The organism is Shimia sp. (assembly GCF_965227725.1).
Taxonomy (GTDB): Bacteria; Pseudomonadota; Alphaproteobacteria; order Rhodobacterales; family Rhodobacteraceae; genus Shimia.
Genome location: NZ_CBDDGH010000005.1, coordinates 483,733 through 507,146 on the forward strand (window position 1 = coordinate 483,733; position 23,414 = coordinate 507,146).

Consider the following 23,414-nt stretch of genomic DNA (forward strand, 5'->3'; position numbering starts at 1 on the left):
AGCGAAAGGCCCAAAATGAGCAACCACACTGACGTGGACGAGGAAGCCCCTCGCCGCGAGCGGTTCATCTATGACATCGAGACCAATGGTCTGCTCGATCAGATGGACAAAATCCATTGTCTCGTTCTCTACGACATGGACACCAAGGAGCTTCTGAGCTTCCGCAACGATGGGCACCCCGACAACTACGACCGGTTGGTTGAGGGTGTCCACCTCCTGAACAACGCCAAGAAACGCATCGGCCACAACATCATCAAGTTCGATGAACCGGCCCTGCATATGCTGTTCCCGTGGTTCACTCCGAACGTCCCCGGCGTCACCATCGACACGCTCACCCTAACGCGCCTGATCAAGCCCAACGTGGCCGACAGCGACCGCATGTACGTGAAGCGCGGAACTCTCGATGGCCGTCTGATTGGTTCCCACTCCCTTGAGGCGTGGGGCCAGCGTCTCGGTGAATGGAAAGGTGACTTCGCCAAGGTCCGTCAACAGGAAATCCTTGAGGCTGAACCCTACCTTTCCAAGCAGGAGGCAATGCACAAAGTCTGGGCCACATGGTCTCAGGAGATGCAGGACTACTGTGATCAGGACGTTCTGACCAACCTCTCTATCTACCGCTGGTGTCAGCGCAAGGGCTACTCCAAGCAAGCCGTCCGCGACGAACTGGACATGGCGTACCTGTGCGCCAAGATCGAAGCCAACGGGTTTCCCTTCAACGAAACTGGAGCGGGCAACCTTTACGCCAAATTGGCAGGCCGTCGCGCCCAGCTCGAAGATCAGCTCAAGGAAACCTTCGGGTCGTGGGTTGAAGGGCAGGGGGCGTATACCCCCAAGAGCGCGAACAAATCCCAAGGATATTGGGGCGAGACCTCTTGGCGCTACCTCGACGACGACAGTCCGGTTCCACCTGAGGACTTCACCAAGGGCGGGCTGCCTAACGCCGCAGCAAAACGCCGGGGCGTTCGTCGGGAGTTCAAAGGCTACCCGATGACCAAGATCAAGGTTGTCGAGTTCAATCCTTCATCGCGCATCCACATCGCGAACCGGCTGCAAAAGCTCTACGGGTGGAAACCCCAAGAGTTCACCTCTGACGGTCGCCCGAAGGTGGACGAAGAGATCATGTCGAAGTTGCCCTACGATTGTGGGCCGCTGCTGACTGAATACTTCACCGTCATCAAGCGCGTGGGACAACTCGCTGAGGGCAAGCAGGCGTGGCTCAAGCTCGTCCGCGATGGCCGCATCCACGGCAGCTATAACACGGTCGGCGCGGTCACCCGACGCATGACACATAGCAACCCGAACATCGCTCAGGTGCCGGGAATTGGCGCTGACTTCGGAGCAGAGTGTCGCGAACTCTTTGGTCCCGGCGCGGGTTGGATACAGGTGGGCACCGACGCCTCCGGCTTGGAGCTTCGGATGCTGGCCCACTACATGGCCCGTTGGGATGAAGGCGCTTACGGCGACGTTATCCTGAACGGAGACATCCACACCCACAACCAAACACTCGCAGGCCTACCTGAACGGAACATGGCTAAGACCCTGATCTACGCTTTCCTCTACGGTGGCGGTGACGGGAAGCTGGGCGAGATCGTGGGAGGGACTGCTGCTGACGGTAAAGCCTTAAGGGCCAAGTTCCTTGAGGGTCTGCCTGCGTTGGCGAAACTGGTGAAGGCGGTGAAGTCCAAAGCCAAGGCTCACCAACACCTGAACGCTCTCGATCAGGGTCTCCTTCATGTCCGCTCCGAACACTCTGCACTGAACACGCTCCTGCAATCTGCCGGTGCGCTGGTGTGTAAGAAATGGTCCGTTCTGATGGAACGACGCCTGATTGATCAAGGCTTCAAGCACGGCTGGGATGGCGACTTCGCCTTCATGGCCAACATTCACGATGAAAACCAAGTCGCCTGTCGCACCCCTGAGGTGGCCGATGCTGTTGAGGCAGCGTCCGCGTGGGCGATGGATCAAGTCCGCGAATACTACGGCATCCGTATCAAACTCGATGTGGACAGTATGCGCGGCCAGAACTGGAAAGAATGCCACTGATGGAAAAACAGCATACAGAAATCTTTGTCCTCACCGACGACAGCGAGGGCTCTTCGCAGGTGAAGGGCGTGTACCGCTCTGCAGACGCAGCGCGTAAAGCCGCTGTAGAAATCGCAACCATTGAAGGCGGTGACGTCGAAAGCGCGAAGGGCTGGCTCGTCGAGTCATTCTTTTTGGCTGACTAATGGCAACCGACCTTAGTCGGGTCGCAAAAGCAATGGTGCGGGCTGCAAAGGCCCGTGCCGCCAAGGCAGGTGTTCCTTTCAACATCACCCCTGAGGACATCTCTATCCCTCACTCGTGCCCTGTCTTGGACATACCCCTCATCGTCGGCTCGGGAAAGCCCACCGACAATTCCCCCTCACTTGACCGTGTGGTGCCCGCTCTCGGCTACGTCCGAGGGAACGTGCTGGTGATCTCTAACAGAGCCAATCGCATCAAGAACAACGCGACCGTCGCTGAACTTCGACAGGTGGCTGACTTCTTCGAGGACCACATGAGCAACCAATGGATGACCAAATGAAATCCTTCGAAAACTTCTTCAACACTCTTTCCAACAAGTTTGAACGTGGCAGCTTCATGAAGTGGCTTGTGACGTTTCTGTTCGCGTTCATTGCCATTGGCGTTACGGCAGTGCTCATCTGCGAAGGCGTGGTGTTCGCCGTCTCGACTATCTTCTGGACCCTCCCTCCAGTGTTCGTCGTTCTGGCTGTTCTGCGGATTGCACTGATCTTTGCCGCTATCCTCGCTGTCTGGTGGAGCTTCGACAAAGGCAGCAACGGCGGCTACTCGGAGTGGTCCTGATGGCTGAACACAAGCCCCCGCGTCTGGGCCTCTTTCTCGCGCTCTTCTGGTCAGCACTGCTCCTCACCCCAATCATCTACCTTCAATCCGTCTGGTCTAATGGTGTGCCTTCGGCCAACGCCGATCTGAAGTACACGGTGACGCAGGCCCGACAGGTCTTCCTCGACATCCTGCGGGGTGACTACAAGTGACCAAACAGAAGCGCACAGCAATCGTGGACGCGGACATCATCGCGTTCCGCGCCGCAGCGGGTGCCCAAGAGTGGACCGACTGGGGAGATGGCTCCCTAGACGGTGCGCGCTGGACAGCACAGGCCGATGGTGAAACCGCCCGAAAGCATATCGACATTTCCATCGAAGAACTTCGGGATGACCTCGAAGCCGATCAAGTGATCTGCTGCATCACCGACAACCACAACTGGCGGCAAGACGTTCTGCCCACCTACAAGGGCAACCGTAAGGACGTCGAAAAGCCAATCCTACTGCCACAGTGCCGCGAGTACCTGAGGGACAAATACGACGCATGGCAACGTCCCGGCCTCGAAGGCGACGACCTTCTGGGCATCCTCTCTGGACTGCATGAACGGTTCCCCGGCGAGAAGGTGATGGTCACCATTGACAAGGACATGAGCACACTGCCGGGGCTGCATTACCGCATGCACCAGACAGTCCTCGGTGTCTTTGAGGTGACCCAGAAACAGGCCGACCTGTTCCACCTCAAGCAAGGCATCGCGGGTGACGTAACCGATGGCTACAAGGGCTGTCCCGGCTGGGGCATGGATACTGCCGAGCGGTATCTCGAAGACCCCTTCATGTTCGTCGAAGAGACGTACATCCCGAAGAGCGGCAAGAACAAAGGCGTTGAACAGACCCGCTGGGTCAAACGTGAGACGCCTGATCTCTGGACCGGCATCGTGTCCCTCTACGCCAAAGCTGGTCTGACCGAAGAGGACGCCATCGTTCAGATGCAAGTGGCCCGCATCCTCCGAACCTCTGACTACGACTTCAAGAAGAAAGAACCCATTCTATGGCAACCGACACTGCTACTTTGATGTATGGCGACTTGCTGCCGGGCGACCGAGTACGCAAGCGCAACGGCCTTCCTTTTGCACATGGTGATTACGAAGACACGGTGGCATCCATCCGCACCTTCAGCTCGGTGCATCTCCAAGAGAGTGGCTCATGGATGTATCTGAGCGATCTTGTGCTGTGTAAAAAAGAGGTAGAGGGGGAAGACACGTTCAACCGTTGCTGTGACTGCGACTGCGGTGAACCCTGCGATAAACAGCCTGAGGCCCCTTCAACCAACCCCAAGGACATCATCGGGCAAACCAAACCGGCGATCTCCTGTGTGCCCCCTGTGGCGCTCTTCCACATCGGCCAAGCGATGGCTGACGGGAAAGAGAAGTATGGCCTGATGAACTGGCGCGAGCATCCCGTGAAGGCTTCCGTCTATTACGACGCGGCGCTTCGCCACCTGATGTCGTGGTGGGACGGCGAGCAGCGCGCCTCAGACAGCAATGTTCATCACCTCGCCCATGCCGCCGCCTGTATGTGCATCCTTCTGGACGCCGAAAGCGGTGGAAATCTGGTGGATGACAAGCCCCTCAAAGGGATGCTTGCCGAGTTCATCAAGGCGAACACGAAGGGGTAGCCGAAAGGCTCCCCTCAAATAACCCGCAACTAAGCCCCAACGAGGCGCATATGCCAAAATTCCCAGTCGTCCCAGACGAACTCTTGGCGGCGTTAGAAGAGGCATTCCCTGACAAAGCCCCTCGCGACATCAACACGACCCCGGTCCAGATGGGTGTCGCCATCGGCCAGCAGGGTGTTCTCGATCTCCTCCGCCGCAACAACGCGAAACAGAATATTCTGGAAGGATAATCCATGAGCCGACCCAAGGCCTCCAACTACACGCCTCCGGCACCCGCCCCAGCCCCGCCTGTCCAAGACATCGCAACCCGTGAACTAGGCAGCGAAGAGCGGCCCTCGGAAGCGAAGCGCCGCAAGAAAGGCCGACAGTCTCTCCGCATTGACCCTCAGACAGGCGGCGTATCCAGTCGCGGCGGTGCGGGTATCAACATCCCCATGAAGTAAGGGCGACCCTATGAGCACACAGGCCCGATACACACAGTTATCGAGCAGCCGTGAGCCATTCCTTACCCGTGCCCGTGAGAACAGCACACTCACAATTCCGTCGCTCATTCCGCCGGAAGGGCACTCAGGGTCCAGTCCATTGAAACAACCGTATCAGAGCGTGGGAGCGCGTGGCAGCATTGGTCTTACAGCCAAGGCGACCACCACTCTCATGCCTCCGAACGAGCCTTTCTTCCGACTGGACATTGAGGAATTTACTCTCGCTGAAATCTCCCAGAACCCAGAAGCCCGCGCCGAAATCGAGCAGGCCTTGACCATGGTCGAGCGCACTGCGTCCCGTTCGGTTGAAGCTTCGGGCACCCGTATGGGTTTCTCTGAGGCGACCCAGCACTTGATCATTGGCGGCAACGCTCTGGTCTACGTGCAGGAAGATCTTAATCTGAAAGTCTACGGCTTGCAGAACTTCGTCGTTGCGCGTGACCCGTCAGGCAACGCTGTCGAGATCATCACTGAGGAGGAAGTCAACGTAGCCACGCTCTCACCAGAGGTAGCGGCTCTCGTTAAGACGCCCACGGACAAGAACGCTGAAGGTGCCATGATGGCTCCTGAGCAAACGGCCAAACTCTACACTCACCTCGTGCGCGAGGATAAGCTGTGGATGGTTAAACAGTCAGTCAATGATGTGGACATTCCCGGCACCGAAGGCAGCTACCCGCTGGATAAGTGTCCATGGTTTCCATTGCGGTGGACACGCATCGACGGCGAAGACTATGGCCGCAGCCACGTCGAAACGATCATTGGCGACCTGAAATCTCTGGAGAACCTGACCAAGGCCATCCTTGAGTATGCTGCAGGTGCCGCGAAGGTGATCGCACTGGTGAACCCTAACGGTGTCACTGACGAGGAAGACTTGAGCAACGCAGAGAACTTTGAGTTCGTAGCCGGTGTTGAGTCTGACGTGAGCTTCCTGCGCATCGACAAATACGCCGATCTGCAGGTGGCGAAAAACCTCGCTGACGATCTCACTCGTCGTATTGAACAGCACTTCCTGATGAACTCTTCGATCCAGCGCCAAGGCGAGCGCGTGACTGCTGAGGAAATCCGCTACATGGCGGCTGACCTAGAGGCCACGATTGGTGCCGTCTACGTGCAGCTATCGCAAGAGTTCCAGCTTCCTTTGGTGAAGATCACCATCGAGAAACTGGTCAAACAGAAGCGGCTCCCGAAACTGCCCAAGGAACTGGTCCAACCAACCGTGACCACGGGTATCGACGCTCTGTCCCGCCAGAGTGACCTCAACAAGCTCGACCGAATGGTGGCAGGCTTGCGTGACCTCTACGGTCCCGAAGCTCTGAGCCAAGAGACGAACGTCGCTGACTACGTGAAGCGTCGTGCGGCTGCGCTCGGTATCGACCCGACAGGTCTCCTCAAGACGGAAGAACAGAAAGCACAAGAAGCTGAGCAGCGCCTCAACCAGCAGATGATGCTGAACGGTGCCGGTCAGATGATCAACCAGATGGGCGGGATTGCCCAGAAAGGAATGGAAACACAGGATGGCTGACGCCGTACCAGCAACCAAGGAGGTGGTCTCCGCAGACCCCTCCAAAGCTCCCGCAAAGAAAACCTCCAAGAAAACCCAAAAGGAAGACCCACGGGGCCGCAAGGTCACCCGTAACGGCTTCACCTTCTGGCTCAAGGACTGAACATGACTGAACTGAACATCACCCCAGAAACTCCTCAAGAAACCCAAGCGCATATCGACGCAATGGTCGCAAAGGCGGAAGGCAAACAAGAAGCCACCCCAGCGGCGGCACCTGACGGCGAACCTCAGCGCCCAGATTGGTTGCCCGAGAAGTTCGCAACTCCTGAGGACTTGGCAAAAGCGTATGCCGCTCTGGAAACCAAACAGGGTGCGCCTAAACAGGAAACCGCACAGACACCCGAACAGACAACCCAAGAGGAAGCCGATCAAGCTGCTGCTGATGTGGTTTCTGCGGCAGGTCTGGACATGGACAAACTGGGCGAAAAGATCGTGAACAACGGCGATCTGGATGCAAGCGACTACGAGGCACTGGCGAAGCAAGGCATCACCCAAGAAATGGTGCAGGCCTACGTCGCAGGGCAGGCGGCTATCGGGGACCAGCTGGTGACCGATCTGCACAACCAAGTTGGTGGCGAGGAAAACTTCAACGAGATCATCGGCTGGGCCGCAGAGAACCTGTCCCGCCCAGAGATCGAAGCCTTCAACAACACCGTGGACAACGGTTCTCCCGAGGCCGTGAAGATGGCTCTGGCTGGTCTGGCTGCGCGCCACAAGTCAGAAGCTGGCTCGGCTCCAAACCTCCTTGGCGGTCAACGCAAAGGTGAGGGCGGTGCGGGCGACGTGTTCCGGTCCACTGCTGAAGTCACCAAGGCGATGCGTGACCCCCGTTACGCCACCGACGCGGCATACCGCGCGGACGTCATGGCGAAGCTGGACCGTTCCAGCGTGATGTAAGGAGACCCCATGGAAAAAACCTACAAGCGTGAGGTGGCCTCAGTGATGTTGGTCTTCCTCGCGGTCATGTGGGTTTGGGGCATCTTCGACGAGATCGCATTCGAGGCGGCAAAGTTTCTGACCGTCCCCGTCCTCGGCTGGTCTGGCGCGGCCTTCGCGCTGGACTGGAAGGCTAAACAGACATGAGACGTTTAGTATTTGCCCTCCTGCTGGCCTTCACGCTGGCAGGATGCGCAGGCGCTCCTCTTGGTCTTTTGACAGGAGGTGGCCCGAACGTCGCTGCGAACACTCAGATTGGAAAGACGAACACTCAGGCAATCTTAGCGGACCACTCCACGCAAACCGTCACGGTTCCCCAAGCGGAAGTCGTTGAGGTGACCAATGTGGATTGGAAGCTGATCTGCCTGCTGTGTTTCCTCTCTGGAGTCCTCTGTCCTTCCCATCGCGAGATAGCCGCTTGGCTGAGAAATCTCTTCAAGAAACCCAAATCCAATTAACCCGCAACTATGCCCTAATACATCCTTAGGGTTCCTTTCAGGGGTGAATGGAAGGCCCGCCAGAACACCGACCCATCTGGCGGGTCACACCCCCCCCCCTTAAATGCCTCTCCGACGAACTGCCCCAATCTTTTCAAAAACGCAGATGCCGTGACGCATTCCTGAGGGGGAAACCCCCGTGAACATCCTTTGAGACAGATCGTGCTGACCTTTTCAGGCGGCGATCACGAACCAACCCGAACTTACGAACAGGCCCGTTGCCCGCTGAGGCGGATAACTCCGGTCGCGCTGTGAGTGGTGCGGAGAGGTCACCCACTCTCTCACAAGGAAATCACAAATGACTGATGCAGTTGTATCCGCTCTGGGCCAAGTTGAAGGCTCAGGCCTCACCGACGAACTCTTCCTGAAAGTCTTTTCGGGCGAAGTAATGACCATCTTCGAAGCCGAGAACGTCACCAAGGGCCGGGTTATGTCCCGCTCCATCACTTCTGGTAAGTCCGCACAGTTCCCGGTCATGGGCCGTGCGTCTGCCTTCTACCACACGCCGGGTAACGAAATCCTCGGCGGCAAAATCAAGCACAACGAGAAGGTCATCACCATTGATGATCTGCTGATCTCGCCTGTGTTCATCGCTGAGATCGACGAAGCCAAGAACCACTATGACGTTCGCGGCCATTACTCGACCGAAGTTGGCCGTGTGCTTGCCCAGACTTGGGACAAACACGCTCTGCAGGTTGGCGTCCTCGCGGCCCGTACCACTGTTGGCAACATCAGCGGTGAAAGCCCTGCAGGCACAGTCCTGACCGAAGCCGCTGCAAACGACTTCAACAACCCGGACAAGCTGGCTGCTGCGTTCTACGCCGCTGCTCAGACCATGGATGAGAAGAACATCCCTGAGGCCGACCGTGTGGCTTACCTGCCGCCTGCTCTGTACTACGCGCTGGTGCAGTCTGACAAAGTCATCAACCGTGACTTCGTTGCGGGTAACGGTGACTACGCCAAAGGCAAAGTCTTCGAAGTCGCAGGCATCGAGATCGTCAAGACCAACAACCTGCCAAAGACGAACGTAACCTCTGACTCTGTCGAAGGTGGTTCTCGTGACAGCTACGTTGGCGACTTCCGCAAGACCGCTGGTCTGATCATGCACAAGTCTGCCATCGGTACCGTGCAGTTGATGGACCTGACCACCCGCATGGACTTCGACCCGCGCCGCCTCGGCACTCAGGTTGTGTCCAAGTACGCGGTTGGCCACGGCGTTCTGCGCCCTGAGGCCGCAATCGAGCTTGCTCGCGCCTAAACCCTCACAGCCCCCACTGAGCCTAACCCGCTTGGTGGGGGTTTTTTTCCACCTTGAGGCACCCATGCAAACCACATCAAAACTCACTGCGGTCAACTCGATGTTGGCCTCTGTAGGCGAAGCACCGATCAACACCCTTGAAGACGTTGGTGTGGTCGATGCCATCACAGCCATCTCGGCACTCGAAGAGGTGACCCGTGAAGTGCTCGTTGAGGGATACACCTTCAACACTGACAAGGGTTACCCGATCATTCCCGAAGGCTTTGACCCTTGGGAAGCCAAAATTCCCCCGAACGCTCTCAGCGTGGTCCCCTCCGACCGGACGCTCGTAGTTCGCGGCGAACGCATCTACGACACCCAGACATTCAGTTTCAGCCACGAAGGCCGGAACGAGATCACATGCGACATCATCTGGGGTCTGGACTTCGACGAACTCCCCGAAGTGACCCGCCAATACGTTGCCATCAGGGCAGCGCGAAGGTTCCAGAAACGGGCAGTGGCGTCGGAACTCCTGAACGCAATCACAGCGGATGATGAACGGCAGGCGCTCTGGGCGCACCGCCGCGCGAACACACGCATCAAGAAGAAGAACTTCCTCTTCGACAGCAACTCGGTGCGCAACATCCACAACACCCGATAGGTCTGATTATGCTCATCGCATCATCCATCCCAAACCTGATCAACGGCATATCCCAGCAGCCACCGACACTGCGGCTGGCGTCTCAAGCCGAAGAGCAGGTGAACTTCCTGTCCTCTGTGGCAGACGGCCTCACCATGCGCCCACCTACACGCTTCCTTGCTCAGGTGGACAACTCTGACTGGTCTGACGGCTTCATCCACACGATCAACCGCGACATCAACGAGCGGTACGTTGTGGTCATCCGCTCAGGTCGGCTTCGTGTTTTTGAGGCAGAGACTGGTATCGAACGGACGGTAAACGCTCCACACGGCTGGGGCTACCTCAGCGGCTCCGGTAAGGCTGACTTTCGCGCAGTGACCGTGGCCGACTACACCTTCGTGCTGAACCGCAATAAGACCGTCCGCGCTTCCTCAGCCAAGACACCCAGACGGGTGAACCAAAGCATGGTCTACGTGCGCGGTGGCAACTACGGGAAGACCTATCGTGTCTTCATCAACGGAGCCGAAAGGGCTTCCTTCACGACGCCTGACGGGGACAACGCGAACCAAGCGAGCGCCATCGACACAAACAACATCGCGGCAGAGCTACTGTCCGACCTCAAATCGTGGGGTGGCTCCGGTTTTTCATTCTCCCGTAAGGGTGATCTCATCCTGATCAAACGGAACGACGCCACCAAATTCTCTGTGCGCGTCGAAGACGGCGTTGGTGGTACGAACATCGACGCTATCCAGTCTCAGGTGCAGCGTTTCAGCGACCTACCCAAGAACGGTATCGAGAATTTTGAGGTGGAGATCGTGGGCGACCAATCGTCCTCGTTCGATAACTACTTCGTGCGCTACGAGACCGAGGGAAATGACGGCGTGGGCGTGTGGAAGGAGTTCATCAAAGGCGGCGAGACCTACAAACTCGACCCCGTTACGATGCCTCACACGCTGGTCCGAGAGGCCAACGGCACGTTCACATTCGGGCGACCCGCTTGGGCACCGCGAGAGGTGGGCGATCTGGATAAGGTTCCGCATCCTTCGTTTGAGGGCAGGCCGATCAGGGACATCTTCTTCTTCCAGAACCGGCTGGGCTTCGTGGCAGACGAGAACGTAATCATGTCTCAGGACGGTGAATACTTCGACTTCTACCGCGCCACTGCGACAACGACATTGGACACAGACCCGATTGACATCGCGACCACCTCAGAGCGCGTCTCAATCATCAACTTCGCGGTTCCCTTCAACAGAACGCTACTGCTGTTCTCCGACCAGTCGCAGTTCGTCCTTGAGGGTGGCGGTGTTCTGACGCCATCGACGGTGGCTATTGCTCAGTCTACGGCCTTTGAAAGTCTACCGAATGTACGGCCTGTAGGTGTGGGCCAGTTCGTCTACTTCCCGGTGCCCCGAGGGGGTAGCTCAGGGCTGCGCGAATACTTCGTCCAAGAAGGGAACGAGCAGAACGACGCGCTGGACGTGACATCGCACTGCCCACGGTATCTCCCGCGCGGCATGAAGTTCCTCGCTGCATCCTCCGCTGAGGACACGATGGTGATGTTGGCCGAGGAAGAGAAGAACTCGATCTGGGTCTACCGCTTCTTCTTCAACAATGAAGGCAAGCTGCAGTCGGCTTGGTCTAAGTGGGTGCTGTCCGACGAGGACCACATCCTGAGTGCGGAGTTCATCGAGAGCAATATGTATCTGGTCATCTCCCGCAGAGGTAAGACCTTCCTAGAGGTCATCAACTTCGAGAGCGGCACGACTGACACAGGCTCCTCGGTTCTCTTCCGTGTGGACCGTGGTGTTCCTTCCGAAGACTGCACACGGGTGAAGAGCGGCGACTACACCACGTTCACGCTCCCCTATGAAACCAACGATGAACTCCATGTGGTGGTCCGAGGGGACGACCCCAACTTCCCAGAAGGGACCATCATCACATACGACCGACCGGCTCCCAACAAGGTGCGCCTAAGGGGTGACTGGACGAACGCCAAGCTGATGCTCGGCTCTAAGTTCGTGGCCCGATACAAGTTCTCCACTTTCTACATGAGAACGCCCGAGCCTGCAGGTGGGGTATCTGCCAACTCAGATGGTCGTCTGCAGCTTCGTTACGTGTCCGTGGATTACTCCCGTGCAGGTTTCTTCAAGATACGCTCGCATCCTCGCGGACGGGCGGTGACAGAACGCACGTTCTCGGGCCGCAAGTTGGGCATCGCAAGTGGAACCATCGGACAGATGAACCTCGCGACTGGACGTGTCCGCATCCCGGTCATGTGTCGCAACCACGACGCCAACATCGAGATCATCTGTGACAGCCCTCTACCGGCCAGCTTCACGGCTGCTGAGTGGGAGGCGACCTACAACTCTCGCGCAAGGAAAGTCTAATGACAGAACCGAAGCACGGCTGGAACGCTTTTCGGCCCTACGCCCAAGGCGACCTCGGTCGTGTTTGGGACACCCTTTTAGGAGACGAACTCCGAGAACTCCAAGATGGCGGTATGAGAAACCCTGAGGCGCTGGAAGGTGAACTTCTGGCCCTCGGGACCAAAATGATTGTGTGGGACACCGAGGACGGCGCTGTTGCTGTCTACGGGGTGACACCTACGCCTGACCCAGAGGTGGGCCTGATATGGGCCTTACCGGGAAGCAAGGCGCACAAAAGGTGGCGCTGGGGCGTCAAGACCACCGAGGACGCGATTGTTGAACTCGGCAGGGACTACTCGGTCCTGATGAACCTCAAGGACGCCCGCAACACCAAACAGATCACATGGCTCAAGAAGATAGGCTTCACGTTCATCAACCGCCTGCAGGGCGAGAACGGCCAGACCTACCTTGAATTTGTAAGGATAATGAAATGAGCTTTCCCTTGATTGCCACAGCGATGCAATCAGCCTTCGCCGCCATCGGTACTTACGGCTCTGCCATTACAGCAGGTCTCGCAGTCGGTCAGACTGCACTGAGCTACCAACAAGCGGCTGGGATGGCTGACATCACTGAGGCCCAGAACAAACAAGCGAACGACCGCGCTCGCGTCTACATGATCGAAGACCAAGACAAGATCACCCAGATAGGCCAACAGGAACGCGCAGCGGCTACCCAAAGAGTGAACCAAGCCCAGATCGACGCCAGTAAGGCAGCTTCATCGGCGCAGGTTGCAGCAACCGCAGGCGGCGTCTCGGGTCTCTCCGTGGACGCTCTTCTCGGTGACATCTTTGGTCAAGAGGCCAGCATCCGCGACAGCGTGAACCAGAACCTAGAGAACACAGGTGTGCAGCTTCAAGCCGAGCGTAACTCCGTGCAGCGTGGCTATTCGAACACCATCAACACCCGCCCAACACCGCAGCATCCTTCCCTCCTAGGTTCCGCCCTCCAAGCCGGGACCGGCGTCGTCGGCGCATACAGAGACACTTGGAAGATACGCGGGCGCAGCGGCGGAACAGGCGAGTAAGGAACCACGACTATGGCAAGACGCCCACAAGTGAACACCAACATCGGACAGCCTGAGGCCATCCGTACAGTGGCCCGTCCGACACGGGATGCTGCTCCTGTCTATTCGGCCCCACAATCGCGTGGCTCGGCGTTGGCTCAGTCGCTTCTGTCCATCGCTCCGACCCTTCAAGGGTACGTTCAGGAGGCCCAGCAGGAGTACCAACAGGACGAAGCAAACAGGGCACACGACACCATCCAAGGGATGACCTTTGAAGAGTCCCAGGAATTGGTCCGTTCAGGTGCCCTGCGCGACACCGAAAGCCCTTGGTATCAGGCTGCGTTCGAAAAGCAGTTCGGCACTGTCTACGCTCAACGCCGCAAGCGTGAGTTGGTAGACGCCTACAACAACGACTTCGACAAGCATAACGGCGACCTTGACGAGTTCATCTCGGGTTTCGCCAGAGAGGACATGGAGAAGTTCGGTGGATCGAAGTTCATCATGTCGGGCTACCGGAACGCTATGCAAGGCGTCCTCGGGAACCTCCGCGACAACCACGCTGAGTGGAAGTCCAACTGGACCCGTGAGCGAACATCGGACAACTTCGGTACTCTTGCCTACGAGGCGACTGTGAATGCCGTCGCTGAGGGTGCCGACCTGAATGCAGCTTTGAACGCTCTGAAAGGCGAGCACAGGGAAGCGTTCGGGATGACCTTCGCGCAGATGGACAACAACATCTTCGGTATCGCCTCGCGTCTCGCATCAGAGGGCAAAGTGGACGAGCTGAACCAGCTTCTCACAACGGAGATCACTGGACCAGATGGCACGGTTGTTGGCTCGTACCTGACACGTCAGAAGTTCGCCGAGGAAAGCAACAAGCTCCTTGAACAGGCGCGTGAGGTGGCCGGTGCTGTGGCGCGGGCTGAGAACACAGCGACAATCGTGGGTCTCCAACAGCAAGCTGCGACCGGCACATTGAACCTCGAAACCGCGACAGAGCTTCGCGATCAGAGCCAGATCAGCCTCGGCGAGTATGAGCGTCTTGTTTCTGCCAACCGGACGGCTCAGATGAAAGCCACCATAGCTGCCCAGAACAACCAGCAGATCGACGCCATCAAGACGTCAGCACTGCAGGCGGTAACGACAGGGCAGGGGTACGCCATTCAAGACTTCACCTACACGACCGCTGACGGCAAGACCAAGACGATCACGCGGGAGAAGCTGATCGAAGGCGCTGTGGTGGATAGCATGAACGAGCTTGCCAACAGGCAGACACCTCCTGCGGTCATGGCGCAGACCCTATCGAGCTATGGCGTGGACGTGACGTATCCTGTCTGGGAGAACGTGATGTCTGACGCTCACCTCACCCTGACGGAAGCCGCTGCGACGGACACTGACGGAACCACAACGGTGCCCGATACGGCTCTGCGCGGGTACGCGACATACAAGGCTCTGGCTGAAACACCGCAGCTTCGCTCCCGCCACATCAACAACACCGATGCAGAGAACGTATGGTCTGCTGCGTTGCTGCTGGAAGAGATGGGCTACTCGACAGAGGATGCTCTGCTCCGCGCAGCCAAGCCACCAACTGAGGCAGGTAAGGCGCAAGCCAACAGCTTCGGACGTGACGAGTTCAACGCAATGGCCCGAAGCATCGAACCCGGCATGTTCGGGGACGACATGGCTAACGGTGCCGCAGCCCTCGGGCGCACTGAGGCTCTCGCTAAGTTGTTCATCTCGCTCGGCGTCCCTAAGGCGCAGGCGGTGGAGAAAGCTGTCGAGGACTATCAGGCCAGCCACACGGTGATCAACGGCGTCTCTGTCAACACCCGTAACGTGTACCTTCCGCCTGACTTCGAGGACGCCTCTACGGTCCACCTCCAAGACTTCGCTGAGATGTATGACGAGGATGTCGAAGACCTCACAATGGTGCCTGTCCATGACGGCTCCAGTAACTGGATGATCGCCTACAAAGGCAATGTGGCTATGCCGGTCCAGATCACTGGCGCAGACAACATCGTCCACATCTCCGAGATCGAACGTGGCTATGCCCAGCATGCAGAAGAGGTACGAGCCGCTGCTGCAGAAGCACTGGCCTCTGAGGTTGCTCAGTCAACCGCAGAAGCACTCAACCAGCAAGACATGATGGAACGCCGAGAGCGGAACCAAAGCGCGAGAAACAACGCCCAAAGCAAACGCCACGAGCGTCAGGGCGGCTTCCTCGGCTGGCTCACAGGCGACGACTAAGGGTGCCCCAAAGGGGGCATCCCACCCTCTTTCAATAGGACACCCAAATGACTTCAACACCTGATGCACTTCTTGGCCTCATTCGTGGGGCTGAGACCTCCAAGGGCTATGTGGACTTCTACAGAGGCTCCAAGATCGCACCCCCTAAACCCGTCACTGAGATGACCGTGAGCGAGGTCCGCGCATGGCAGGACGCTTCCGTCCGCGCTGGCTCCAAGTCCTCCGCTGTGGGCGGCTATCAGATCATCCGCAAGACCATGGACAGCCTGATCAGCGACCTCGGGCTGACCGGGGAGGAACTCTTTGACGAAGCCCTCCAAGACCGCATGGGCACCCAACTTCTGGCCCGCCGTGGGTACAACGATTGGGTATCCGGTAAGATCACTGACAGCCAGTTCGGGAACAACCTCTCCAAGGAATGGGCGGGTCTGCCGATGGTGACAGGTAAACGGTCAGGCTACAGTTACTATGACGGCGATGGCCTGAACAAATCGACAGTGACACCGGGGAATGTTCTGGAGGCCTTGAACGCTTCCCGCACAGGGTCTTCTTACGAGTTCCAGCGCCACCAAGGCACCACGGCGAGCGGGCCACGGCCAGCCCCATCGAGCTACAAGGCATCCCTCGAAGACTTGGTCCCGATGGAGACCTTCGAACAACGCGCGATCAACGCGGTTGAAAACACTCCGATCTCTACTTTCCGCTCCAAGGCACAAGACCTCGACTTCGCCCAGAAGGTTGAGGCCTCCACCCCGACTTGGTGGGATGCGTCAAAGATGGCCGCGAACGAGGAATGGATTGGACTGCATGCCGCCCGTCAAATTGGTCAGGAGCAGTTCACCCCAGACGCCGACTTCCGACTGACAGATGATCTCCTCAAAGAGGTCACTGAGGGGCTGGACGAGGTGTACCATAGCGGCCTCGGCGCTGCGACCTCTGAGGCTCACCTGAGAGCGCTCGCTTCGGAGCTACAGCGGGAACAACAGATCGACCAAGAGCTTGCTGGTTTGGGGTGGGCCGGTACAGGCCTGCGCATTGGTGCTGCAATCCTAGACCCCGTGGCTATCGCTGCAACAGCGGCAACGGAAGGCTTGGCTGCTCCTGTGATCTACGGTGCCAAGGTAGGACGTGTTGGCCGCGCTCTTCGGGCTGGCACGGTCGCTGGCAGCGTGAACGCAGGCATCGACGGCTACCTTGCATCTCAGGACCAGACAATGGGCTGGGAAGATGTCGCGATCTCTGCGGCGGCTGGCTTCGTGCTGGGCGGAACCATTGGCGGGCTGCGCGGCAAGACCCCGGAAGACAAGGCCATGGCTGAGGCCATCCAACGCGCCGAGGGAGATAACATCCGCCGCGCATTTGCCGGTGGTACGCCGAACGGCTCCATGGGCGCTGCCCGTGTACCGCAGGAGCCTGACCTGTCCGCTGCTGAGATCGTGGCGGCAGACAGTGCGGGTGCTCCTAAAGCAGCCCTTTCAGGTGCCCGTATCGACCGCTCCTCGGTGCTTAAGAGTTCTGAGAGCGACATCATGCGCCGCCTTGGCGGTGGTCTGGTCGAAGACGGCGTAGGCAACGCTGACGGGTCTACCAACCGCTTCTCGGTTTCTGAGAAGGTGAACCGTGAGGAGCGTGTCCGAATGGGCCGCTTCTATCGCACCTACAACTCAGCCTACCGCGACTGGCTCAAGGACCAAGGCAAGCGCCTGTTCTGGCAGCACGGCGTGAATGAGCGCTCCGAGTTCAACCGTCAGGTCTCCTTGGCAGTTCGCCGCGAGATCGACGCGCCCAACAACCCCCACGTCGCCAAGGTGGCGGGTCAGATGAAGAAGGAGTTCGCTGACCTCCTTGAGTTCGGCAAGCAAATGGGCATCCGTGGCTTCGATGAGATCAAAGCGAACAACAACTACATGGTCCGACGTCATCGCATAGATCGGCTGGATGATCTTGTGAAAGAGTTCGGCGGCGGCACGATGAACCGCATGATCGCTGAGAGCATCCGCAAGGCAAACCGTAAGTGGCGAAATGCTAACCCCGGTCGCGCCTCTGCCGTTGACGAGATCGACTACGAGACCAGCCTCAAGATTGCTTCGGCCTATGTGAAGAGCATCCGCTCACGGCGCTACGGTGAGTTCAACCTCAACCGAGCACTGGCGGGGCAGGACATGGAGACCCTCAAGATGATGCTGGATGACGCCGGTATGTCCGCTGAGGAGATCACTCGCATCTCCGATAAGGTCCGCTTCACACAAGACAGCGGGGAAACTGGACGCATCGCCTCTGCGAAATGGCGTCTCGATCTGGATGAAACCCACAGCATGAAGATGTACCCGCTCAACGGCGGGGAACCCCGTGTGGTTCGAATGGAGGACTTCCTTGAAAACGACGCTGAAATGCTGTTCGGCCAGTACGTCCGTTCGGTCACCGCAGCGGGGCACATGGAGGACTTCCTGAAAGAGTTCCGCGTAAGGGATGCTGAGGGGAACCTTCCTGCACATGCTCCATCTTTCGAGACCGTCAAGGGCTACATCGCTAAGGAAGCAGGGGAGAAAGGCCTCAGCGCGAAGAAGCTGAACGCAGAGATGCGTACACTCGACAACACCTACAAGCTGGTCCACGGCATCCCGATTGAGGGTGCATCTAACTTCCGCACCGCACAACGCATGCTGCGTGACTACAACTTCTCCCGTATCGGGGGGCAGTTGGGTGTCGCTCAGTTGGCCGAGATGGGGAACATCATGGGCAATGGCGGTCTGCGTGTACTGCTGCAGAACATCCCAGCGCTTCGGAAGATTTACGCCAACGCTAAGACAGGGGAGTTCTCTGACGAGTTCCTGAGCGAGATCGAGGCCGTGTGGGGTTTCGGTACTGACCTTGAACGGATGAACATGTCCGCGATGTTCGACGAGGCCGGTGCCGTTGAGCAGGCTTCTAACTTGCAGCGTCTCGATCATGGTCTCCAGCGCGCCAAGCGAATGACTGTGGTTGGCTCGGGTATGGGGCACGTCAACATGGCCCTGCAGCGCCTTAACGCCCGTGTGCTGGTCCAACGGTTCATGGACGATGCGACAGGACGCAGAGGCATCAGCGACAACCGCCTCCGTGTGATGGGTGTGTCGGAAGACATGCACGGTCGCATTCAAGAGCAGATGCGGAAGCACGTTGACCAAAGCAGAGGCATGCTGGGCAAGAAGGTCAAGCGCATCAACATCGAGAAGTGGGACGACTTGGACGCCAAGAACGCTTTCATCAACGGTGTGGACCGCTGGGCCAAGAAGTCTATCCAAGAGAACGACATCGGCAACATGCCTGACTTCATGAGCTACGAGCTTGGTAAGACCATCGGCCAGTTCCGCTCGTTCATGATGGCAGCGTATGTGAAGCAAACCCTCGCCGGTATCCATAACCGGGATTGGGAAACCTTCTCAGCCTTTACCACGTCCATGTTCTTCGGCGGGCTGTTCTACGCGGCGCAGCAAAACATCAACTCCATTGGACGCGATGACCGTGAGGACTTCCTCGAACAACGCCTGAACCCTCAGGCACTCGCTGAGGCGTCCTTCCAGCGGGCAGCGTTTTCGTCTGTCATTCCCCTTGCATTTGACACAGGCCGAGAGGCCTTCGGTCTCGATCCCATCTTCGACTTCCGGTCCTCAGGACTGAGAGGCGGCGGTGGCCCTGTCGGTGCAACTCTGGGGAACCCTACAGGCGACCTGATCGACGGCGTTTTCAGGGCGACGGGGGGCATGGCTCAGGCCGCTTTCTCGTCGGACTACGACTTCTCCCAGAAGGACGCCAAGGCTGTTGCCAAGGTGATCATGTTCCAGAACGCCTTTGGTATCCGCAACGTGATCGCCGCGATCTCGGGCCAACTTCCCGACCATTCCCAATAACCCGCAACTATGACCCTAATGGTCGCCCTTAGGAAATACCTAGGGGCGGCCCCTCATGGAGGCCATTATGGCAAAAACTATCAAGACATACGTGTCGGATGGCTCCACGACCATCTACACTTTCGAGTTTGATTACATCAGCAAGGCCTTCGTGAAGGTTCTGATTGATGGCGTCTACTCAACAGACTTCACACTTTCGAACACCTTTCAGGTGACCCTCGGCAAAGCCCCTGCTGCTGGCGCTGTCATTGTCCTCAAGCGTGAAACCGATCAGGCGCGCCTTGTCGAGTTCGTTGACGGCTCTGTACTGATCGCAAAGGACTTGAACGTCGCGTCTCTGCAGGCTCTTCACATTGCAGCGGAAGCGTTTGATGCAGCGAGCGGCTCCCTGCTGCTTGATGACTCAGGCGCTTTCTCTGCTGGCGGCAGACGGATTACCAAGGTCGCTGACCCTATGGACGGCGGCGATGTCGCCAACAAGCAATGGGTTGAGCAGTCCGGTACTTCTTTCGTCACCGCGACCACCGCCTTGAAGAACGCTGCTGAGACTGCACGGACAGGCGCAGATGCCGCTAAGGCCCGCGCAGTGACTGCCGAAGGTAACGCCGCTTCCTCCGCCACAGCGAGCGCACAGAGCGCCTCTCAGGCGGCTTCTTCTGCCGCATCAGCGAACGCCCACAAGGTGGCTGCTGAGACTGCCCAACAGGGTGCCGCTTCTTCTCTGGCCTCCGTGCAGCAGATCGAGACCCAGATTGGTGATCTCCGTGCAGACGGCGCTGCTGCGGTTGCTGAATGTGCCCGCTTGGAGGGCCTTGCAGGGGGCCATGAGAGTGCAGCACAGGCTTCGGCTGTCGCTGCTGCTCAGTCGGCTCTGGACGCTGCCAACGCGGCGGGTTTCGATCCAGCGTCATTCGCGGCTGCAGCCCACACCCACGGCTGGACTGAGGTGACGGGCAAGCCCTCTGTGTTTCCACCTGCGTCCCACAATCATTCGTGGACCTCTATCACAGGGAAACCGACGACATATCCGGCGTCGTCCCACAGTCACGATCATATCGGCGGGGTTCACTACACCACGTTCATGCGTAAAGACGAACTCAGCCACACCAAGGGTCTCGTCTCGATAGGCCGAAACTCCTCGGAACAACTTAGGCTCGGCTACAATGCTGGTGCATCCCTCAGCCCCTACGTAGGTTTCTACCGAGGTGGCACGACGCGCGTGGGGTATATTCAAGGTCTCTCAGACCGTCTGCGTATATCCCGAGATGGTGGAGGAAGACTTGACCTGTTCGGGTCAGGCGATGCGCGGATTAACGACAAGCGGGTCTTCCACGAAGGTCACAAACCAAACTGGAACGGTGAAATCGCCAACCGCCCAAATTTCAGCATCTCCACCGGAAACCCATCTGGCGGGAAGGACGGAGACTTCTGGTTCAAGGTATAATCCATGACAATCTACTCAAGACATGGTGGTAGCTGGAAAGCTGCCACACCTTACGTGCGTCATTCGGGAAGCTGGAAGAAACCCAAAGAGGTTTTCGTTCGGCGGAACGGGAAGTGGACAAGCGTTTGGCAGGACATCAAGGAAATTCGCTATTCGGTCACGACGCTGGCTGACAGAAAAGGGAATTGGTACGGCACTTTGAAAACCTTCGAAGCGGGGGATGCGATGCCGCCATTCCTCAGTGGGTCAAAGCCAAACGACCGTCGCCTCCTCATCACCGCAGCACAGGGCATTCCCGGCCAATCGTCAGGTATCTACGCCGGAAGCGTCTACATGTACGAGCTACTCACCAGCAACGGCAACTTGGCTGACCAAAACTTCCGCACTAACCATCCGCTCAACAAGGTGGTCTCCCTAGAGTTGCGGAACAAGACCACCAACAAGCGCCTAGAGTATTGGACCCCCTCAGATAGCAGGGCCTACTTGGGCGGCATCTCCCAAGGTGGTCACGGCTTCTACGCGGGCATCGAACCGCTTCCTGTGAAGACTTGGGATAACGATGTGCAGCCGGGTCAAGTCATCGAACTGAGAATTAGAGGACGTTGGTAATGAAAGTCTACGACATCACCCAGAACACTGACCGACCATGGCTCGCATTCGTCGGCATCCCCGGTGTTCTCCCGTTCGTTATGGCAGAGGAAGCAGGGCATGCTGTTCTGGTCCGCGCAGTCTACGACGGGTTCTCCACCATATCAGCGCTGTTCGCTGTTCCCATGGCAGACGGTGGCCACGAACTCTTCTTGTTCTCCCGTGAGGGCATGACGAAGGTCACCGCCTTCAACTCAGAACACCACCACGTTTCGATCATCTCAGCCAACCCTCAGGCATACGCTAAGGCACTCAACACGGAATACTTCTTCGCGCGCTCAACAGTGCAACGGGAAGGTTTCTTTGAAGGCCGGTTTGAAGGCTGGGTGGAGTTCGACGCTGGCGGGACGCGCTGGGCCGGATTGGAGGTCACCGAATGATACGCTCCATTCACATCCTTCTCATCATGCTGGCGGGCATCTTCGCCGGTATCGTTTATCGCGATGCGGGCCTGTTTTGGTGGGCCTGTGCTATCGCAATGTACTTCGTCTTCGGTTGCCTCGGAGTGGTTGTCACCTTCCACCGTTACCTATCGCATCGCAGCTTCCAGTTCCGGTGGTGGTGGTTAGAGCGTCTGTTTATTCTGTTCGGCCATCTGGCTGGCTCAGGAAGCGCGATAGGGTGGGTTGCTGTCCATAAGGCGCACCACGCTTACAGTGACACTGATAGAGACCCGCACGGGCCGCGTCGGGGGTGGAGAAACTTCGTCCCTGACTACGACGATGTGGTGAACTATCGGATGGTCCGTTCGATGCTACGAGATCGCTATCTCAGGTGGCTCCACAAGAACGGCATCCTCCTCATTGCAGCCTACTACCTCGCTCTCTGGCTCATTGGGGGAGACATCGCTGTCGCCTTCTTCGGTGGCATCCCTCAGGCAATCACAATCCTCATGTCCGTCATCACGAATTGGGTCGGCCACGTCTACGGCTATCAGACCTATGAGACCGGCGAGGACAGCCGCAACTGCTGGTGGCTCGCAATCCCTGCATGGGGCGAAAGCTGGCACAACAATCATCATGCAAAGCCCGGAAGGGCAAGCTTCTCCCACAAGTGGTGGGAAATCGACATCTCGGGCGCAGTCATCGCGCTCATCTCAAAACAAGGAACCATGAAATGACACTCGCAGAAATCGCAGTAATCGCACTCTTCCCTACCGCCTTCATCGCCCTCGTCGGCGTGGCGTCCGCGCGTTCTGGCCGCACCCTCATCCGCAAACTGCAGACCGAAGTGCGCAACCTTGAGAAAGAACTGTTGGAACTTCAATACGATCTGGGCGTCAAAGAGCGCCCCGAGTTCGGTGACTTCTAATGAAACCCGAAACCCCCGACTACAGCCGCATCTTCTTGATGTTGGGTGAGATGAGCGGGGACTTGAAATATCTAGTCGAAGAGCGGCGGTCAACGAACCGTCGCCTCGACGAAGTAGAAGCCCGAATGGAAAAGCACGTAGATGAACTCGACGACCGTGTTGCCCTGCTAGAGGCATTCAAAATCCGAGTAGGCGTCTTGACGGGCGCTCTCGGGGTTCTTGTCCCCACGGGTCTCACGGTGTTGGCCCACTATTTTGGACTACTCTAAATGACAAAGAAAGCAACCTCAGACCTGATGGACCAACTTCATGCGCTCACTGCGCAGAGCTTGGCCGACATCATCCAGAACGGCATCCCCGTGTTCTCGAAAGAGACCGGCGAGGAAGTCGGACGGGAGCCTGCGCCTGCGAGCTACATCGCTGCAGCCATCAAATTCCTCAAGGACAACGACATCACCGCTGACCCCGGCGCTGACCGCTTCGATCCTCTGGAGGACGCGCTGAAAGACCTCCCCACGCTCGATGATGGGGATGACAACACCTACTACAACTGAGTGAGGCCTTCGGGCCTCCTTCACCCCAGCTTTAAGTG

General features: G+C 57.9%; 28 protein-coding genes. All 28 read left to right on the forward strand.

The annotated features are described in order from the left end of the window. Positions 1 to 15: 15 nt before the first annotated feature. Positions 16 to 2,043 (forward strand): DNA polymerase, encoded by a 2,028-nt coding sequence (locus ACO07T_RS12680; protein ID WP_422049714.1) that lies wholly within the window; start codon positions 16 to 18, stop codon positions 2,041 to 2,043. Beyond that, the gene (locus ACO07T_RS12685) at positions 2,043 to 2,228 is read left to right on the forward strand and encodes a hypothetical protein (protein WP_422049715.1); all 186 of its coding nucleotides are present in this window, start codon (positions 2,043 to 2,045) and stop codon (positions 2,226 to 2,228) included. The genes ACO07T_RS12680 and ACO07T_RS12685 overlap by 1 nt, the downstream gene beginning before the upstream one ends. Then, complete coding sequence (locus ACO07T_RS12690; RefSeq protein WP_422049716.1) at positions 2,228 to 2,566, forward strand: hypothetical protein; 339 nt, start codon at positions 2,228 to 2,230, stop codon at positions 2,564 to 2,566. The genes ACO07T_RS12685 and ACO07T_RS12690 overlap by 1 nt, the downstream gene beginning before the upstream one ends. Continuing rightward, the gene (locus ACO07T_RS12695) at positions 2,551 to 2,847 is read left to right on the forward strand and encodes a hypothetical protein (RefSeq protein ID WP_422049717.1); all 297 of its coding nucleotides are present in this window, start codon (positions 2,551 to 2,553) and stop codon (positions 2,845 to 2,847) included. Before ACO07T_RS12690 ends, ACO07T_RS12695 begins: the two co-directional genes overlap by 16 nt. Beyond that, complete coding sequence (locus tag ACO07T_RS12700; protein ID WP_422049718.1) at positions 2,847 to 3,038, forward strand: hypothetical protein; 192 nt, start codon at positions 2,847 to 2,849, stop codon at positions 3,036 to 3,038. Before ACO07T_RS12695 ends, ACO07T_RS12700 begins: the two co-directional genes overlap by 1 nt. Continuing rightward, the gene (locus tag ACO07T_RS12705; RefSeq protein WP_422049719.1) at positions 3,035 to 3,898 is read left to right on the forward strand and encodes a hypothetical protein; all 864 of its coding nucleotides are present in this window, start codon (positions 3,035 to 3,037) and stop codon (positions 3,896 to 3,898) included. The genes ACO07T_RS12700 and ACO07T_RS12705 overlap by 4 nt, the downstream gene beginning before the upstream one ends. Then, entirely contained in the window at positions 3,874 to 4,500 is a 627-nt protein-coding gene (locus tag ACO07T_RS12710) for a dATP/dGTP diphosphohydrolase domain-containing protein (protein ID WP_422049720.1), read from the forward strand. The genes ACO07T_RS12705 and ACO07T_RS12710 overlap by 25 nt, the downstream gene beginning before the upstream one ends. 50 nt (positions 4,501 to 4,550) lie before the next feature. Next, positions 4,551 to 4,730 carry a hypothetical protein gene (locus ACO07T_RS12715; protein ID WP_422049721.1) on the forward strand — a complete coding sequence of 60 codons (180 nt, stop codon included), beginning with the start codon at positions 4,551 to 4,553 and terminating at the stop codon, positions 4,728 to 4,730. 3 nt (positions 4,731 to 4,733) lie between these two features. Further along, the gene (locus ACO07T_RS12720; RefSeq protein ID WP_422049722.1) at positions 4,734 to 4,943 is read left to right on the forward strand and encodes a hypothetical protein; all 210 of its coding nucleotides are present in this window, start codon (positions 4,734 to 4,736) and stop codon (positions 4,941 to 4,943) included. A 10-nt stretch (positions 4,944 to 4,953) separates the two neighbouring features. Beyond that, a complete protein-coding gene (locus ACO07T_RS12725; RefSeq protein ID WP_422049723.1) occupies positions 4,954 to 6,504 on the forward strand; it encodes a portal protein in 1,551 nt (516 codons plus the stop codon). Beyond that, positions 6,497 to 6,646: a hypothetical protein gene (locus ACO07T_RS12730; RefSeq protein ID WP_422049724.1), complete on the forward strand. Its 150-nt coding sequence runs from the start codon at positions 6,497 to 6,499 to the stop codon at positions 6,644 to 6,646. Before ACO07T_RS12725 ends, ACO07T_RS12730 begins: the two co-directional genes overlap by 8 nt. 2 nt (positions 6,647 to 6,648) lie before the next feature. Further along, entirely contained in the window at positions 6,649 to 7,440 is a 792-nt protein-coding gene (locus tag ACO07T_RS12735; RefSeq protein ID WP_422049725.1) for a capsid assembly protein, read from the forward strand. 9 nt (positions 7,441 to 7,449) lie between these two features. Beyond that, positions 7,450 to 7,626 carry a hypothetical protein gene (locus ACO07T_RS12740; RefSeq protein ID WP_422049726.1) on the forward strand — a complete coding sequence of 59 codons (177 nt, stop codon included), beginning with the start codon at positions 7,450 to 7,452 and terminating at the stop codon, positions 7,624 to 7,626. Then, entirely contained in the window at positions 7,623 to 7,937 is a 315-nt protein-coding gene (locus tag ACO07T_RS12745; protein WP_422049727.1) for a lipoprotein, read from the forward strand. Before ACO07T_RS12740 ends, ACO07T_RS12745 begins: the two co-directional genes overlap by 4 nt. A 337-nt stretch (positions 7,938 to 8,274) precedes the next feature. Continuing rightward, on the forward strand, positions 8,275 to 9,234 hold the full coding sequence (locus ACO07T_RS12750) for a hypothetical protein (protein ID WP_422049728.1): 960 nt from the start codon (positions 8,275 to 8,277) through the stop codon (positions 9,232 to 9,234). 64 nt (positions 9,235 to 9,298) lie between these two features. Beyond that, on the forward strand, positions 9,299 to 9,874 hold the full coding sequence (locus ACO07T_RS12755) for a hypothetical protein (RefSeq protein WP_422049729.1): 576 nt from the start codon (positions 9,299 to 9,301) through the stop codon (positions 9,872 to 9,874). Positions 9,875 to 9,882: 8 nt separating this feature from the next. Then, positions 9,883 to 12,240, forward strand: coding sequence for a hypothetical protein (locus tag ACO07T_RS12760; protein ID WP_422049730.1), 2,358 nt, complete (start codon positions 9,883 to 9,885; stop codon positions 12,238 to 12,240). Then, complete coding sequence (locus tag ACO07T_RS12765) at positions 12,240 to 12,713, forward strand: hypothetical protein (protein ID WP_422049731.1); 474 nt, start codon at positions 12,240 to 12,242, stop codon at positions 12,711 to 12,713. Before ACO07T_RS12760 ends, ACO07T_RS12765 begins: the two co-directional genes overlap by 1 nt. Then, positions 12,710 to 13,303, forward strand: a complete 594-nt coding sequence (locus ACO07T_RS12770; RefSeq protein ID WP_422049732.1) for a virion core protein, T7 gp14 family — start codon at positions 12,710 to 12,712, stop codon at positions 13,301 to 13,303. Before ACO07T_RS12765 ends, ACO07T_RS12770 begins: the two co-directional genes overlap by 4 nt. A 267-nt stretch (positions 13,304 to 13,570) precedes the next feature. After that, entirely contained in the window at positions 13,571 to 15,529 is a 1,959-nt protein-coding gene (locus ACO07T_RS12775; protein WP_422049733.1) for a hypothetical protein, read from the forward strand. Between the two features lie 47 nt (positions 15,530 to 15,576). Continuing rightward, the gene (locus ACO07T_RS12780; protein WP_422049734.1) at positions 15,577 to 19,419 is read left to right on the forward strand and encodes a hypothetical protein; all 3,843 of its coding nucleotides are present in this window, start codon (positions 15,577 to 15,579) and stop codon (positions 19,417 to 19,419) included. 67 nt (positions 19,420 to 19,486) lie between these two features. Then, positions 19,487 to 20,863: a phage tail fiber protein gene (locus ACO07T_RS12785; RefSeq protein ID WP_422049735.1), complete on the forward strand. Its 1,377-nt coding sequence runs from the start codon at positions 19,487 to 19,489 to the stop codon at positions 20,861 to 20,863. Positions 20,864 to 20,866: 3 nt separating this feature from the next. Then, complete coding sequence (locus ACO07T_RS12790) at positions 20,867 to 21,472, forward strand: hypothetical protein (protein ID WP_422049736.1); 606 nt, start codon at positions 20,867 to 20,869, stop codon at positions 21,470 to 21,472. Continuing rightward, complete coding sequence (locus ACO07T_RS12795) at positions 21,472 to 21,891, forward strand: hypothetical protein (RefSeq protein WP_422049737.1); 420 nt, start codon at positions 21,472 to 21,474, stop codon at positions 21,889 to 21,891. Before ACO07T_RS12790 ends, ACO07T_RS12795 begins: the two co-directional genes overlap by 1 nt. Further along, positions 21,888 to 22,631 carry an acyl-CoA desaturase gene (locus ACO07T_RS12800; RefSeq protein ID WP_422049738.1) on the forward strand — a complete coding sequence of 248 codons (744 nt, stop codon included), beginning with the start codon at positions 21,888 to 21,890 and terminating at the stop codon, positions 22,629 to 22,631. Before ACO07T_RS12795 ends, ACO07T_RS12800 begins: the two co-directional genes overlap by 4 nt. Continuing rightward, positions 22,628 to 22,822: a hypothetical protein gene (locus ACO07T_RS12805; RefSeq protein WP_422049739.1), complete on the forward strand. Its 195-nt coding sequence runs from the start codon at positions 22,628 to 22,630 to the stop codon at positions 22,820 to 22,822. The genes ACO07T_RS12800 and ACO07T_RS12805 overlap by 4 nt, the downstream gene beginning before the upstream one ends. Then, positions 22,822 to 23,091 (forward strand): hypothetical protein, encoded by a 270-nt coding sequence (locus ACO07T_RS12810; protein ID WP_422049740.1) that lies wholly within the window; start codon positions 22,822 to 22,824, stop codon positions 23,089 to 23,091. The genes ACO07T_RS12805 and ACO07T_RS12810 overlap by 1 nt, the downstream gene beginning before the upstream one ends. Beyond that, positions 23,092 to 23,376: a hypothetical protein gene (locus tag ACO07T_RS12815; protein WP_422049741.1), complete on the forward strand. Its 285-nt coding sequence runs from the start codon at positions 23,092 to 23,094 to the stop codon at positions 23,374 to 23,376. Positions 23,377 to 23,414 lie beyond the last annotated feature (38 nt).